Origin of the sequence: Kocuria sp. WN036 (assembly GCF_002287015.1) — a bacterium.
In the GTDB taxonomy this organism is placed as follows: Bacteria; Actinomycetota; Actinomycetes; order Actinomycetales; family Micrococcaceae; genus Kocuria; species Kocuria rosea.
The window spans coordinates 1-13,100 of record NZ_NSKF01000016.1; the positions used below are offsets into that span (position 1 = coordinate 1).

The window sequence follows — 13,100 nt, forward strand, 5'->3', positions numbered from 1 at the left end:
GCCGCCGGCGCCCCCGGCCGACGTCCGGGACCGTGCACGAGGGCGACGCGCCGGTCCCCGTCCCGGAGGAGCACTGGCGGGAGCGGTCCCGCCGGCGCCGGCGGCGGCGGATCGCGGCCGCCGCGGCCGTGCTGCTCGTCCTCGCGGCGCTGGCCCTGCGCGCCGCCGTGGACGCCCGACGTCCGCCGCCGGCCTGGGAGGCCGTGCTGTGCGACGTGGGCCAGGGGGACGCCGTCCTCCTGCGCACCGCACCGGGCCGTGCCGTCCTCGTGGACACCGGTCCCGACCCGCAGGCCCTGGCACGGTGCCTGCGGCGCAGCGGGGTGGAGCACCTGGACCTCGTGGTCCTCAGCCACGCCCACGCCGACCACACCGGAGGCCTGCCCGCCCTCGCCCGGCACGGGCGGATCGGCGAGGTCTGGTACGCCACGGCGGCCGCGGCACCGCCGGACGGGCTGACCGACGCGCTGCCCGGCACCCCGGCCCGCCGGCCGGCCCCGGGGGAGACCCGGACGCTGGGCGGACTGCGCCTGACCGTCCTCGCCCCGGCACCGACCGCGCCGGGGCGCTGGAGCGACCCGTCCTCCGCCGACGAGAACAACGCCTCCCTCGTGCTGCGTGCCGAGCTCACCGGCGAGGACGGCGGGTCCACCTCCTGGCTGCTCACCGGGGACCTCGAGGAGGAGGGCGCACGCGCCCTCCTGCGCACCGCCGGGCCGCTCGTCGACGTCGACGTGCTCAAGGTCTCCCACCACGGCGCCCGCAACGGCGGCACCGCCGTCATCGACGCGGCCGGACCCCGGCTGGCCGTCGTCTCCGCCGGCCGGGACAACGACTACGGCCACCCCCACCCCCGGATCCTCGACCACCTGCGCACCCGGGGGATCCCCCTCGTGCGCACGGACGAGCACGGCAGCGCCTACATCCTGCGCGAGGGGGGCCGAATCCGTGCCGTCCCCGCCGAGCCTTAGCCCGCCGGCCCCCGGACCACCGTCCCGGGCCCCGGCGGGTCCTCGCCCCCCGCCCCCCGGTCCGGGGGACCCGGCCCGCGCTCCTCCCGCCGGCGCACCTGCTCGGTCAGCTCCGCCACCTGCGCCCGCAGCGCCGCGACCTCCGCGGCCGGGTCACGGCCCCCGCGGGCGGCCACCGCCTCCACCAGCCAGGAGGCCAGCAGAGCCGTGACCAGACCCAGCACCCCCACACCGCCCAGCATCAGGACCACCGCCACACCCCGGCCCAGCACGGTGACCGGGTACAGGTCCCCGTAGCCCACCGTGCTCATGGTCGTGACCGTCCACCAGGCGGCGTCCCCGAAGCTCGTGATGCCCGCCCCGGGAGCGCCCCGCTCGGCGTCCAGCACGGCCAGCGAGCCGACCACGCCCAGCAGCAGCGCCCCGCCGGCCAGGTGCACGGCCACCCGCCCCCGCAGGTCCGCCGAGGCCCGCCGGTTGACGACGAGCACCAGGGCGACCAGCCGCACCAGCTCCAGCTGCCGGAGCACCGGGAAGACCAGCACCAGCAGGTCCAGCAGATGGCAGGAGACGAACTCCCGCCGGTCCCCGGCCCGCACCAGGCGCACCACGTAGTCCCCGACGAACAGCGCCCACACCCCGCCCAGCACCACCCGGCACGCCAGCACGAGCCGCGGCTCCAGCCCCGGATCCAGGATGGGCCACGCCCACGCCACCAGGAACACGACGGCGGCCCCCGTCAGCACCCGCCCGGCCACCCGTTCCCCGCGACCCCTCCGCATGCCACGATCATGACCCCACCACCCGGGACCACGCCACCACATGTCGCCCGGACGTGGGAAGCTGGAGACCACCCCACCCAGCAGGCGGCCCCGTCCGGCCGCCACCACAGGAGGACGCGGCCATGACCCCACCGAGGCGCCCCGCACCCACCGCCGGACCCACCTGGCGCGACGTCGAGCCCACCCCGCTCATCCTGCTCACCGGCCCCGAGGACTACCTCGCCGCCCGCGCCCGCGACCGCGTCCGCACCGCCCTCAAGGACCGGCGCGGCCCCGTCGAGCTCTCCACCGTCGACGCCGCCGCCTACGCCCCCGGACAGCTCGCCGCGCTCGCCAGCCCCTCCCTGTTCGACGACGCGAAGCTCATCCACGTCAGCAACCTCGCCGCCATGAACGACGACTGCCTCGCCGACGGCCTCGCCTACGTCCAGGCCCCCGACCCGGACGTCGTCGTGCTCTGGGAGCACAGCGGCGGCAACCGCGGCAAGAAGCTCCTCGACGCCCTCAAGGCCGCCGGCGCCGCCGTCGTGGAGTGCAAGCCCCTCAAGAACGACCGCGACAAGACCGACTTCATCGTCACCGAGTTCCGCACCCACCGGCGCCGCATCGACCCCGACGCCGCCCGCGCGCTCGCCGCCGCCGTGGGCAGCAGCACGGCCGAGCTGGCCGCCGCGTGCGCCCAGCTGCTGTCCGACGGGCCCGAGAGCATCAGCTTCGACGACGTGGAGAAGTACTACGGCGGGCGCGTGGAGGCCACCGCGTTCAAGGTCGCGGACGCCGCGCTGGCCGGACGCGCCGAGAGCGCCCTCAAGCTGTGGCGCCAGGCCCTCGACACCGGGGTGGACCCCGTCCCGATGGTCGGGGCGCTGGCCGCGAAGCTGCGCACGATCGCCCAGGTGCACGGGACCCGCGGCGGCGCGGGTCAGCTCGCCCAGCGGATCGGGGCGGCCCCGTGGATGGTGGAGCGGGCGCAGGAGGAGTCCCGGCGCTTCTCCGAGGAGGACCTCGTGCGGGCGCTGCGGGCGCTGGCCGAGGCCGACGCCCAGGTCAAGGGCGAGGGGCGGGACCCCGCCTACGCGGTGGAGCGGGCGATCACGACCATCGCCCTGTCCGGCCGCCGCTGAGCGGAGGTCCCCGGGCCGGACGGGCTCGGGGGACGACGGAGGCCCCGTCCCTGAGCGGGACGGGGCCTCCGTGCGGCCCGCCGGAGCGGCGGGCGCGGTTCGCGGGGAACCGGGATCAGATCTTGGCGACCAGCTTGGCCAGGCCGGACTTCTTGTTGGCCGCGTTGTTCTTGTGCAGGACGCCCTTGCTGACGGCCTTGTCGAGCTTGCGGGAGACGACGCGCAGGGCGTCCTGGGCGGTCTCCTTGTCGGAGGCGCCGACGGCCTCGTCGACGCGGCGGACCAGCGTCTTCAGCTCGGACTTGTACGCGTTGTTGCGCAGGCGCGACTTCTCGTTGGTGAGGTTGCGCTTCTTCTGGGACTTGATGTTGGCCACGTATAACTCCTTGGCGATGGGTGCGGAATTCGGTCAGTGAGGGCAAACAGGACAGCCATGTGACTGAGTGGGAGTGGGGACGCCCGTGTGGCGACCGTCCTGCAGTGCCCGACGACCAGCGCGGACACACAGCAGAAAAGTCTAGCAGACCGCGCCCCGCCGCCGGGCGGCGCCGACACGGGCGGTCCTGAGCCGCCGGCTCAGCCGCGCAGGCGGTGGAGCCGCCCGGCCACCCGGTCGAAGAGGGGCTCGGGCAGGACCGCGCCCTCGCGCCGGACGTCGGCGGGCAGCACCTGGACCACGCGGTCGAGCTTGACCTCGGACGGCCGGCCCCGCGGGTCCCACGGCCCCGTCCCGACGTCCACGTAGTCCGGGTCCTGCTCCAGCCCATTGCTGCGGTCCCGGGAGGTGAGCATCAGGCACAGCAGGTGGTCCCCGGCCCGGTCCACGACCAGCACGGGCCGGTCCTTGCCGCGGCGGTGGTCCTCCTCGAAGGGCACCCAGGTCCACACGATCTCGCCGGGATCGGCCTCGCCGTCGGACAACGGCCGGTAGACGGGCCGCACCGGACCCGTCCAGTCCCCGCGGTAGGGGCGCGAGAGCCCCGCGGGGCGGCCGTCGCCGGCCCGGGACGGCACGGTGGGCCGGGGCCGCGCGGACGGCGAGGCGGTGCGCCGGCCCGGCCGGGAGGGCTCCGGGCGGCGCCGCCCGGAGCGCTGGTAGGCGTCTACGGCGCGGGCGGCGAGCCGGGTCAGGGTGCCGAGGTTGAGCTTCATGCGACCACTCTAGCCAGGGGCCCTCCGGCGCGGCCGGGGCCCCCGCGGGCCGAAATGGCTCTCCATGACCGAACGTGGGAAACTGGACAGTTGAATCCCCGGCGCGGTCCACCCGCCGGTAGCCCCAGGACCTGCCGGAAGCGACGTTCTCCCGGAGAAAGGACCGCCCGTGTCACCGCTGGCCGTCAATGCCCCGGTTCCCGCCTCGACCGACCCGTCGATCCTCCGAAACTTCTGCATCATCGCCCACATCGACCACGGGAAGTCCACGCTCGCGGACCGGATGCTGCAGGCCACCGGCGTGGTCACCACGCGGGAGATGAAGGCCCAGTACCTGGACCGGATGGACATCGAGCGCGAGCGCGGGATCACCATCAAGTCCCAGGCGGTGCGGATGCCCTGGAACGTGGGGGGCACGGACTACGCGCTGAACATGATCGACACCCCGGGCCACGTGGACTTCACCTACGAGGTCTCCCGTTCCCTGGCCGCCTGCGAGGGCGCGCTGCTGCTGGTGGACGCCGCGCAGGGCATCGAGGCGCAGACCCTGGCGAACCTGTACCTGGCCATGGAGAACGACCTCACGATCATCCCGGTGCTGAACAAGATCGACCTGCCCGCGGCCCAGCCGGAGAAGTACGCCCAGGAGCTCGGCAACCTCATCGGCGTGGACCCCGAGGACGTGCTGCGGGTCTCCGGGAAGACCGGTGTGGGCGTCGAGGCGCTGCTCGACCGGATCGTGGAGCTGGTCCCCGCCCCGCAGGGGGACGCGGACGCGCCCTCGCGGGCCATGATCTTCGACTCCGTCTACGACACCTACCGCGGCGTGGTCACCTACATCCGCGTGGTCGACGGCAAGCTGACCCCGCGGGAGCGGATCCGGATGATGTCCACCGGCGCGCAGCACGAGCTGCTGGAGATCGGGGTCATCTCGCCCGAGCCGAAGCCCACGGAGGGGCTCGGCGTGGGCGAGGTGGGCTACCTCATCACCGGGGTCAAGGACGTGCGCCAGTCCCGGGTGGGGGACACCGTGACCAACCACCAGCGGCCGGCGGCCGAGAACCTGGGCGGCTACGAGGACCCCAAGCCGATGGTCTTCTCGGGGCTGTTCCCCATCGACGGCTCCGACTACCCGGTCCTGCGCGACGCCCTGGACAAGCTCCAGCTCAACGACGCCGCCCTGGTCTACGAGCCCGAGAACTCCGCGGCCCTGGGCTTCGGCTTCCGGTGCGGGTTCCTGGGCCTGCTCCACCTCGAGATCGTCCGGGAGCGCCTCGAGCGCGAGTTCAACCTGGACCTGATCTCCACGGCGCCCTCCGTGAGCTACAACGTCACCCTCGAGGACCGCACCGAGCGCGCGGTCACGAACCCCTCCGAGTTCCCCGAGGGCAAGATCGCCGAGATCCGCGAGCCCATGGTGGCCGCGACGGTGCTGGCCCCGTCCGAGTTCATCGGCGCGATCATGGAGCTGTGCCAGTCCAAGCGCGGTCAGCTCAAGGGCATGGACTACCTCTCCGAGGACCGGGTGGAGCTGCGCTACCGGCTGCCCCTGGCCGAGATCGTCTTCGACTTCTTCGACCAGCTCAAGTCCCGCACCAAGGGCTACGCGTCCCTGGACTGGAAGGCCGAGGGCGAGGAGGCCGCGGACCTCGTGAAGGTCGACATCCTCCTGCAGGGCGAGCCGGTGGACGCCTTCAGCGCGATCACCCACCGGGACAAGGCGTACGCCTACGGGGTGATGATGACCGGCAAGCTGCGCGAGCTCATCCCGCGGCAGCAGTTCGAGGTGCCCATCCAGGCGGCCATCGGCTCCCGGGTGATCGCCCGCGAGAACATCCGGGCGATCCGCAAGGACGTGCTCTCCAAGTGCTACGGCGGCGACATCTCGCGCAAGCGCAAGCTGCTCGAGAAGCAGAAGGAGGGCAAGAAGCGGATGAAGATGGTCGGCCGGGTGGAGGTCCCCCAGGAGGCGTTCGTCGCGGCGCTGTCCTCCGACGAGTCCGGGGCGAAGGACAAGAAGAAGTAGTGGCCCCCGCCCAGCCGGAGGGCCTGCCGGGCCCGCTCGACGGACTGCTGCCGCCCTCCGCCGCGGTGGGCTCCGCCGACCGCACGCTCAGCCTCTACGTGCACGTGCCGTTCTGCGCGGTCCGGTGCGGCTACTGCGACTTCAACACCTACACGGCCGTGGAGCTCGGGGCGGGGGTGTCCCAGGACGCCTACGCCGGGGACGCCGCGGCGGAGGTCCGCTGGGCGCGCCGGGTGCTGGAGGACTCCGGGGTGGCCCCCCGCCCGCTGCACAGCGTGTTCTTCGGCGGCGGCACCCCCACGCTGCTGCCCGCCGAGGACCTCGCCGCGGTCCTGGCGCAGGCCGCGGAGAGCTTCGGGCTCGCGGCGGGCGCGGAGGTGACCACCGAGGCCAACCCGGACTCCGTGACGCCGGAGTCCCTCGCGGTGCTCGCGGCGGCGGGGGTGACCCGGGTGTCCTTCGGGATGCAGTCGGCCGTCCCGCACGTGCTCGCCGTCCTGGACCGCACGCACGACCCGGACAACGTGCCGCGGGCCGTGCGGTGGGCGCGCGAGGCCGGCCTGGGCGTCAGCGTGGACCTCATCTACGGCACCCCGGGGGAGTCCCTGGCCGACTGGGAGCACTCGGTGCGCACGGCGGTGGGCTACGAGCCCGACCACGTCTCCGCGTACTCGCTGATCATCGAGCACGGCACGAAGCTCGCGGCGCGGATGCGGCGCGGGGAGGTCCCGCCGATCGACGAGGACGACCAGGCCGACAAGTACGAACTCGCGGACCGGATCCTCGCCGAGGCCGGCTTCGAGTGGTACGAGGTGAGCAACTGGGCCCGGCCCGCCGAGGGCGCGGACGCCGGCGCCCACCGCAGCCGGCACAACCTCGCCTACTGGCGCAACCAGGACTGGTGGGGGATCGGGCCCGGGGCGCACTCGCACGTGGGCGGGACGCGCTGGTGGAACCTCAAGCACCCCGTGCCCTACACGAACCGGGTGCGCGCCGGGCAGTCGCCGGCGGCCGGGCGCGAGATCCTCGACGCCGACACCCGCCACCTCGAGCGGGTGATGCTGGAGGCCAGGATCCGCGACGGCCTGCCCACGACCGCCCTGGCCGGCGGCGGGCGGACCGCGGTGGCCGGGCTGATCGCGGACGGGCTGGTGGAGCCCGCGGCGGCGCTGCGCGGCTCGCTGGTGCTGACCCTGCGGGGCCGGCTTCTCGGCGACGCCGTGGTGCGGCGGCTGCTCGCCTGACGGGGGCACCCCGGCCGGGGCGCCCGCACGCGGAACGGACGCACCCGTCGGGAACGGATGCGTCCGTCAGGGACGTCCCCGGCGCGGACCGGGATCAGCCGCGCGCGGCGCGCCCCCGGGACCGCTCGCGGAAGCGCTCGACGAGCCGGTCGTAGAGCCGGGTGTTGAAGCGGTAGAGGTGCGGTTCGCCGCGGTTGACCCGGACCCCGCCGATCAGGGAGCCGACGGCGAGCAGCAGCCACGCGGCGGCGGCGGCGAGCGCGAAGAACCAGCCGATGAACGGCACCGGGGCGAGCAGGATCCCGGTGACCACCACCAGGGTCGGCAGCAGCGTGAAGTTCATGGCCTCCATCGACTCCTGCTCCGTGAACGGGCCGCGCCCGCGGAAGACGCGGTGGACGAGGAACGAGGGGAGGAAGCCGATGACGCCGCCGAAGTGCGCCAGGGTCGCCCACTGGTGGTCCTCGGTGACGGTCAGCGGCTGGGCCACGGGGGAGAGGCCCTCGAACGGGGCCCCGGCGTTGTCGCGGCTCGGTCGGGGGTCGGTCTGCACGGGCACGGATGTCCTTCGGCGGTGGGACCGCGGCGGGGCCGCGGACGGTGGGTGGGACACGACCATCCTACCGAGCGGCCCGGAGGGCGGAGGATCCGCCCCGCGCACGTGTGCCTTTGTGACGATCTGCTGGGCGTTGCCCGTGCACGCGGGGCGCCGGGTCAGGCCCCGGGGGCGGTGAGGAAGTCGATGAGCTCCTCGACCCGGCCCAGCAGGGACGGCTCGAGGTCGGCGTAGCTGTCCACGCGGGACAGGATGTGCTGCCAGGCCCGGCCGAGGTCGCCGGGGGTGCGGTGCGGCCACCCGAGGGCGGCGGCGGTGCCGGTCTTCCAGTCCGTGCCCCGCGGGACCACGGGCCAGGCGTCGATGCCGAGGGTGCGCGGCCTGACCGCCTGCCAGATGTCGACGTACGGGTGGCCCAGCACCAGGACGTTGCCCGCGGCGCCGGGCAGGCGCATGGTCTCCGCGGCGATCCTCGACTCCTTGGAGCCGGCCACGAGGTGGTCGACGAGGATGCCGAGCCGCCGCCCGGGGCCCGGCCCGAACTCCCGCACGGCGGCGGGCAGGTCGTCGATGCCGTGCAGCGGCTCCACGACGATGCCCTCGACCGCCAGGTCGTGGCCCCACACCTTGGCCACCAGCTCGGCGTCGTGGTAGCCCTCGACCCACACCCGGGAGGCCTTCGCGGTGCTCGCGCGCAGCCCCTCGACGGCCACGGAGCCCGAGCGCGTGCGGGAGGGCTTGCGCGCCGCGGGGGCTCGGCGGGGCTCGACGACGACCACGGGCTCGCCCTCGAGCAGGAACCCCGGTCCCAGGGGGAACGCCTTGACCCGCCCCCTCCGGTCCTCGAGCCCCAGCACGCGCATCCCGCCGATGGTCTCCAGGGACACGACCGCGCCGACCCAGCCGGTCGTGACGTCCTCCAGGAGCATCCCCGGGGCGACCGGGACCTCCGCGGAGACCGGCCGGCGGCGGGCGAGGGCGTCGTCGTCGAGGCTGCGCGGCCCCCAGCCGTGGTGGCTCATGGTCGTCCTCCCGGGTCGCGGTGCCGCGCGTCCGGCGCGGATCAGCCGGAAGCGTACCAAACCGCGGGGGCGACCGGCCGTCGGACACGGGGGCTACACTGGACGCCGTTGGCACTGTGGCCACCCGAGTGCCAGGGCATCTTCGGGGGCGTGGACGAACCGGGGAGGAGCGACGTGAACCATCCGAGACGACTGCAGATCCTGCAGGCCATCGTGGAGGACTACGTGCACTTCCGCGAGCCGGTCGGCTCCAAGGCCCTCGTGGACCGGCACCGGCTCGGCGTCTCCTCGGCCACCGTGCGCAACGACATGGCCGCGCTCGAGGAGGAGGGCCTGATCACGGCCCCCCACACGAGCTCGGGCCGGATCCCCACGGACAAGGGCTACCGCACGTTCGTCGACCAGATCGCGGCCGTCAAGCCGCTCTCGGGCCCGGAACGGCGGGCCATCCAGCGGCTGCTGGACGACGCCGCGGACATCGACGACGTCATGGAGCGCACCGTGCGGCTGCTCGCGCAGCTCACCCAGCAGGTCGCGGTCGTGCAGTACCCGCACGCCTCCGGGGTCACCGTGCGCCACGTCGAGGTCGTGGACCTCGGCGCCGGCCGGGTGCTCGTGGTGCTCATCCCCACCAACGGCCGGGTGGCGCAGCGCGTCGCCGTGCTGCGGGCCCCGCTCGAGGAGTCCCAGCTGCTCGAGCTGCGCGCCCGGGTGCTGGCCGCCGTGGTCGGGCGCTCCCTGACCGCGGTGCCGGACGCCCTCGCCGTGATGACCGCGGCCACCGCCCCGCCGCTGCAGCCGGCCGCCGCCGCCGTGGCGGAGGCCGTCGGCGCCCTCGCGGCGGGCGGGGCCGAGCACCGCATGGTCATGGCCGGCACCGCCAACCTCGCCCGCTCCACCGGGGACTTCCACCTGAGCATCGGCCCGGTCCTCGAGGCCCTCGAGGAGCAGGTGGTGATGCTCCGGCTGCTCTCCGAGATGGAGCAGGACGCCCGCGGGGTGGCCGTGCGGATCGGCACGGAGAACGCCGAGGGCCCCCTGTCCGAGGCCGCCGTCGTCGCCACCGGCTACGGGCCGCAGTCCAAGGTGGGGGTCGTGGGCCCCATGCGCATGGACTACCCGTCCACGATGGCCGCCGTGCGCGCCGTCGCCCGCTACCTCTCCCGTATCCTCGGGGGCTGAGCCCCCACGGGCCCCGTCCCCCGGGGCCCACCAGCGAAACCCACCACAGACCTCTCGACAGAACGGACCACGGTGAGCGATCACTACGAGACCCTGGGCGTGTCCCGGGACGCCAGCCAGGAAGAGATCAAGAAGGCCTACCGCAAGAAGGCCCGCCGGCTGCACCCCGACGTCAACCCCGGCCCGGAGGCCGCCGAGGACTTCAAGCGCCTCTCCCACGCCAACGACGTCCTCTCCGACCCCGAGAAGCGGCGCGTCTACGACGCGACCGGCAACGAGAACGGCACCGACACCGGCTTCGGCGGGGGCTTCCCCGGCACGGGGTTCGGCTTCGCCGACATCTTCGACACCTTCTTCCAGGGCGCCGGCGGCGCCGGCTCCGGCCGGCGCGGACCCGCCTCCCGCACCCGCCAGGGCCAGGACGCCCTGATCAACGTCCGGGTCACCCTCCGGGACGCGGTCTTCGGCACGGAGAAGAAGATCACCGTGGACACCGCCGTGGTCTGCCCCACCTGCGACGGCACCTGCTGCCAGGCGGGCACCCAGCCCGAGACCTGCGACGTCTGCCACGGATCCGGCCAGGTGCAGCGCCAGGTCCAGTCGATCCTCGGCACCGTGGTCACGGCGGCGCCGTGCGCCACCTGCCAGGGCTTCGGCACCGTCATCAAGCACCCGTGCCACGAGTGCTACGGCGAGGGCCGCGTGCGCGACCGCCGCCCGCTGACCGTCAAGATCCCCGCCGGCGTCTCGACCGGCAACCGGATCCGCCTCTCGGGGCAGGGCGAGGCCGGCACAGCCGGCGGGCCGAACGGCGACCTCTACGTCGAGCTCAAGGTCGATCCCGACCCCACGTTCGAGCGCCAGGGCGACGACCTGCACGCCCGCGTCCGGGTGCCCATGACCTCCGCGGCCCTCGGCACCACCGTGACCCTCGAGACCTTCGACGGCGAGCGCGAGGTGCCCGTCGCCCCCGGCACGCAGACCGGCCACACCGTCACCCTGCACGAGCTCGGGGCCACCCGGCTGCGCGGCGGCGGCCGGGGCGAGCTGTTCGTCCACCTCGAGGTCGAGACCCCCACGGCGCTCGACGACGAGCAGCGCGAGCTGCTCGAGCAGCTGTCCCGGCTGCGCGGCGAGGACCAGTCCACCGGCACCACCCTGAACTCCCCGGCCGGCTCCGGCGGCTTCTTCTCCCGGCTCAAGGACCGGTTCTCCGACCTGTGAGCCTGCCGGTCTTCAAGGTCGAGCCGGGCCGGCTCGCCGGTCTCGGCCCCGGGGCGGCGCTCACCGTCACCGGCCCGGAGGCCCGGCACGCCGTCACCGTGCGCCGGCTCGCGCCCGGTGAGCGGCTCGAGCTCGTCGACGGCGCGGGGACCCGGGCCACCGGGGAGCTGCGCGCGGGGGACCGGGACAGCATGGAGGTCGGCGTGGTCTCGGTGACCACCGAGCCCGCCCGCACGCCCCGGCTGGTCCTCGCCCAGGCCCTCGCGAAGGGCGACCGGGACCTGCTGGCCGTGGAGACGGCCACCGAGCTGGGCGTCGACGCCGTGGTGCCCTGGCAGGCCGACCGCTCGATCGTGCGGTGGAAGAAGGAGCGCGCCGCCAAGAGCCACGAGAAGTGGGTGCACACCGTCGCGGCGGCCGCCAAGCAGTCGCGGCGGGCCGCCTGGCCCGAGGTGCTGCCCCTGTCCACCACCCGCGAGCTCGCCCGCCTGCTCGGGGAGCCGGGGACCCGCGGCCTCGTCCTGCACGAGGAGGCGCACGACTCCCTCGCCGACCTGGCCGGCGCCGCCGGCGCCCCGTGGGCGGGGGCCGAGCGGATCGTCCTGGTGGTGGGGCCCGAGGGGGGCGTCGCGCCGGCGGAGCGCGAGGTCCTGGCCGGGGTGGGGGCCCTCGCGGTCCGGCTCGGCCCGGAGGTGCTGCGCAGCTCCACGGCGGGACCGGCCGCGCTGGCGGTGCTCAGCGCCGCGCTCGGCCGCTGGGCGTCCGGGACCTGATGAGTCCCGGGCGGCCGGTTCAGCCGGGGACGACCTCCACGTCCTTGTCGTCGCGCACGGTCCCGCCCTCGGCGTCCCGGCCGACGACCGTCACCACGTAGGGGCCCGGCGCCAGCTCGAGCTCGGCCCGGAACCCGGCGGTCCCGTCGCCCCGCGGGACCTCGTCCGCCGCGCCGCTCGAGACGCGCTCCCCACCGGGTCCGGCCACGGTCCACCGGCAGTCCCGCACCTCGTCCAGCGCCCGTCCCGAGAGGGTGAGGGTCCCCTCGGACCGTTCGTCCTGCCGGGGCTCGTCGAGCCACAGCGGGGCCTCCAGCGCCTCGTCGGGGCGGAGAGGGCCGTCGAGGCGTACGGAGCCGAAGACCTCCTCGTCGGGCCGGCCGTCCACGAGCACCACGACCTCGGCCGCGGAGCCCTCCGGCAGCAGGCCCGCCGTGGCCGCCGTGGCGGTCACGGTGTGCGCGAGCTGCTGGAGGGCCAGCCGGACCTCGCGGTCGTCCAGGTCCGGGCGGAAGGCCTCGGACGGCAGGTCCACGGTGATGGTCCCGCCCGGGGACGTCGAGGCGCCCACCCGGTCCACCGGGGACCACAGCGTCCGGTAGTCCGGGTCCTCCGGGGTCGCCCCGGTCATCAGCGCCGCCGCCGCCGCGATGGGGTCCACGGCCGCGGCCGCCTCGGAGGCGTCCCGGAACTCGCGGAACAGCCGCTCCTCGCCGTCCGCGCGGCCCACCCAGTAGACGGGCAGCTTCGTGGTGGCCACCCGGCCGTCCGCGGTGCTCGCCGTGGTGGACGCGGCCGGCGCGGCGCCCGACGCGCTGACCGTGCCCTCGAGGGCGGGCTCCGGACCGGTGCCGCACGCGCCGAGGACCAGGGCGCCCACGGCGGACAGGGCGAGCACGGGGAGCCGGCCGCGGGCGGACCGGGGCCGGGAACGGGCAGTGGCCATGGGGGGACGCGCACCTCGGCTTTCCGGGATCGGGTGGGGGCGGTGCCGGCACCGGGGGAGGCCGCACCCGTCCCCCTGCCGGAGGACCGGACCATTCC

At 74.9% G+C, this 13,100-nt stretch carries 13 protein-coding genes; 7 read left to right on the forward strand and 6 right to left on the reverse strand.

Translation table 11 applies throughout. The annotated features are described in order from the left end of the window. A partial coding sequence (locus CK505_RS10930; protein WP_141246810.1) for a ComEC/Rec2 family competence protein occupies positions 1-971 on the forward strand: 971 nt, incomplete at its 5' end. Here CK505_RS10930 and CK505_RS10935 read toward each other — a convergent pair. Then, positions 968-1,753 carry a potassium channel family protein gene (locus CK505_RS10935; protein ID WP_095651073.1) on the reverse strand — a complete coding sequence of 262 codons (786 nt, stop codon included), beginning with the start codon at positions 1,751-1,753 and terminating at the stop codon, positions 968-970. The two genes, CK505_RS10930 and CK505_RS10935, sit on opposite strands and share 4 nt — an antisense overlap. A gap of 122 nt (positions 1,754-1,875) precedes the next feature. On the opposite strand from CK505_RS10935, the gene holA reads away from it, so the two are divergent. Continuing rightward, entirely contained in the window at positions 1,876-2,877 is a 1,002-nt protein-coding gene (gene holA / locus CK505_RS10940; protein ID WP_017833967.1) for a DNA polymerase III subunit delta, read from the forward strand. Positions 2,878-2,992: 115 nt separating this feature from the next. Here the strand turns inward: holA and rpsT are convergent, their stop codons facing one another. After that, positions 2,993-3,253: a 30S ribosomal protein S20 gene (rpsT, locus tag CK505_RS10945; RefSeq protein WP_017833968.1), complete on the reverse strand. Its 261-nt coding sequence runs from the start codon at positions 3,251-3,253 to the stop codon at positions 2,993-2,995. Between the two features lie 200 nt (positions 3,254-3,453). Next, a complete protein-coding gene (locus CK505_RS10950; RefSeq protein ID WP_095651074.1) occupies positions 3,454-4,029 on the reverse strand; it encodes a type II toxin-antitoxin system PemK/MazF family toxin in 576 nt (191 codons plus the stop codon). Between the two features lie 169 nt (positions 4,030-4,198). Between CK505_RS10950 and lepA the strand changes: the two genes are divergently transcribed. Continuing rightward, positions 4,199-6,055: a translation elongation factor 4 gene (lepA, locus tag CK505_RS10955; RefSeq protein WP_095651075.1), complete on the forward strand. Its 1,857-nt coding sequence runs from the start codon at positions 4,199-4,201 to the stop codon at positions 6,053-6,055. Further along, positions 6,055-7,299 (forward strand): radical SAM family heme chaperone HemW, encoded by a 1,245-nt coding sequence (gene hemW / locus CK505_RS10960; RefSeq protein ID WP_095651076.1) that lies wholly within the window; start codon positions 6,055-6,057, stop codon positions 7,297-7,299. The genes lepA and hemW overlap by 1 nt, the downstream gene beginning before the upstream one ends. 94 nt (positions 7,300-7,393) lie before the next feature. Here the strand turns inward: hemW and CK505_RS10965 are convergent, their stop codons facing one another. Together CK505_RS10965 and CK505_RS10970 are read right to left on the reverse strand one after the other, a co-directional pair. Continuing rightward, positions 7,394-7,858, reverse strand: coding sequence for a DUF4870 domain-containing protein (locus CK505_RS10965; RefSeq protein WP_095651077.1), 465 nt, complete (start codon positions 7,856-7,858; stop codon positions 7,394-7,396). A gap of 155 nt (positions 7,859-8,013) precedes the next feature. After that, positions 8,014-8,877, reverse strand: a complete 864-nt coding sequence (locus tag CK505_RS10970) for a DUF3097 domain-containing protein (protein ID WP_017833973.1) — start codon at positions 8,875-8,877, stop codon at positions 8,014-8,016. Positions 8,878-9,051: 174 nt separating this feature from the next. Between CK505_RS10970 and hrcA the strand changes: the two genes are divergently transcribed. The 3 genes from hrcA to CK505_RS10985 all read left to right on the forward strand — a co-directional run bounded on the left by hrcA (position 9,052) and on the right by CK505_RS10985 (position 12,056). Beyond that, complete coding sequence (gene hrcA, locus CK505_RS10975) at positions 9,052-10,059, forward strand: heat-inducible transcriptional repressor HrcA (protein WP_095651078.1); 1,008 nt, start codon at positions 9,052-9,054, stop codon at positions 10,057-10,059. Positions 10,060-10,131: 72 nt separating this feature from the next. Beyond that, entirely contained in the window at positions 10,132-11,283 is a 1,152-nt protein-coding gene (gene dnaJ, locus CK505_RS10980; protein WP_017833975.1) for a molecular chaperone DnaJ, read from the forward strand. Next, entirely contained in the window at positions 11,280-12,056 is a 777-nt protein-coding gene (locus CK505_RS10985; protein ID WP_017833976.1) for a 16S rRNA (uracil(1498)-N(3))-methyltransferase, read from the forward strand. The genes dnaJ and CK505_RS10985 overlap by 4 nt, the downstream gene beginning before the upstream one ends. A 19-nt stretch (positions 12,057-12,075) precedes the next feature. On the opposite strand, the gene CK505_RS10990 is transcribed toward CK505_RS10985, so the two are convergent. Continuing rightward, on the reverse strand, positions 12,076-13,002 hold the full coding sequence (locus CK505_RS10990; protein WP_095651079.1) for a GerMN domain-containing protein: 927 nt from the start codon (positions 13,000-13,002) through the stop codon (positions 12,076-12,078). Positions 13,003-13,100 lie beyond the last annotated feature (98 nt).

Coding starts and splice junctions, on each gene's coding strand:
- CK505_RS10950 (WP_095651074.1), bottom strand. CDS start 4,029: ATGAAGCTCAACCTCGGCACCCTGACCCGGCTCGCCGCCCGCGCCGTA.
- holA (WP_017833967.1), top strand. CDS start 1,876: ATGACCCCACCGAGGCGCCCCGCACCCACCGCCGGACCCACCTGGCGC.
- CK505_RS10935 (WP_095651073.1), bottom strand. CDS start 1,753: ATGCGGAGGGGTCGCGGGGAACGGGTGGCCGGGCGGGTGCTGACGGGG.
- CK505_RS10990 (WP_095651079.1), bottom strand. CDS start 13,002: ATGGCCACTGCCCGTTCCCGGCCCCGGTCCGCCCGCGGCCGGCTCCCC.
- CK505_RS10970 (WP_017833973.1), bottom strand. CDS start 8,877: ATGAGCCACCACGGCTGGGGGCCGCGCAGCCTCGACGACGACGCCCTC.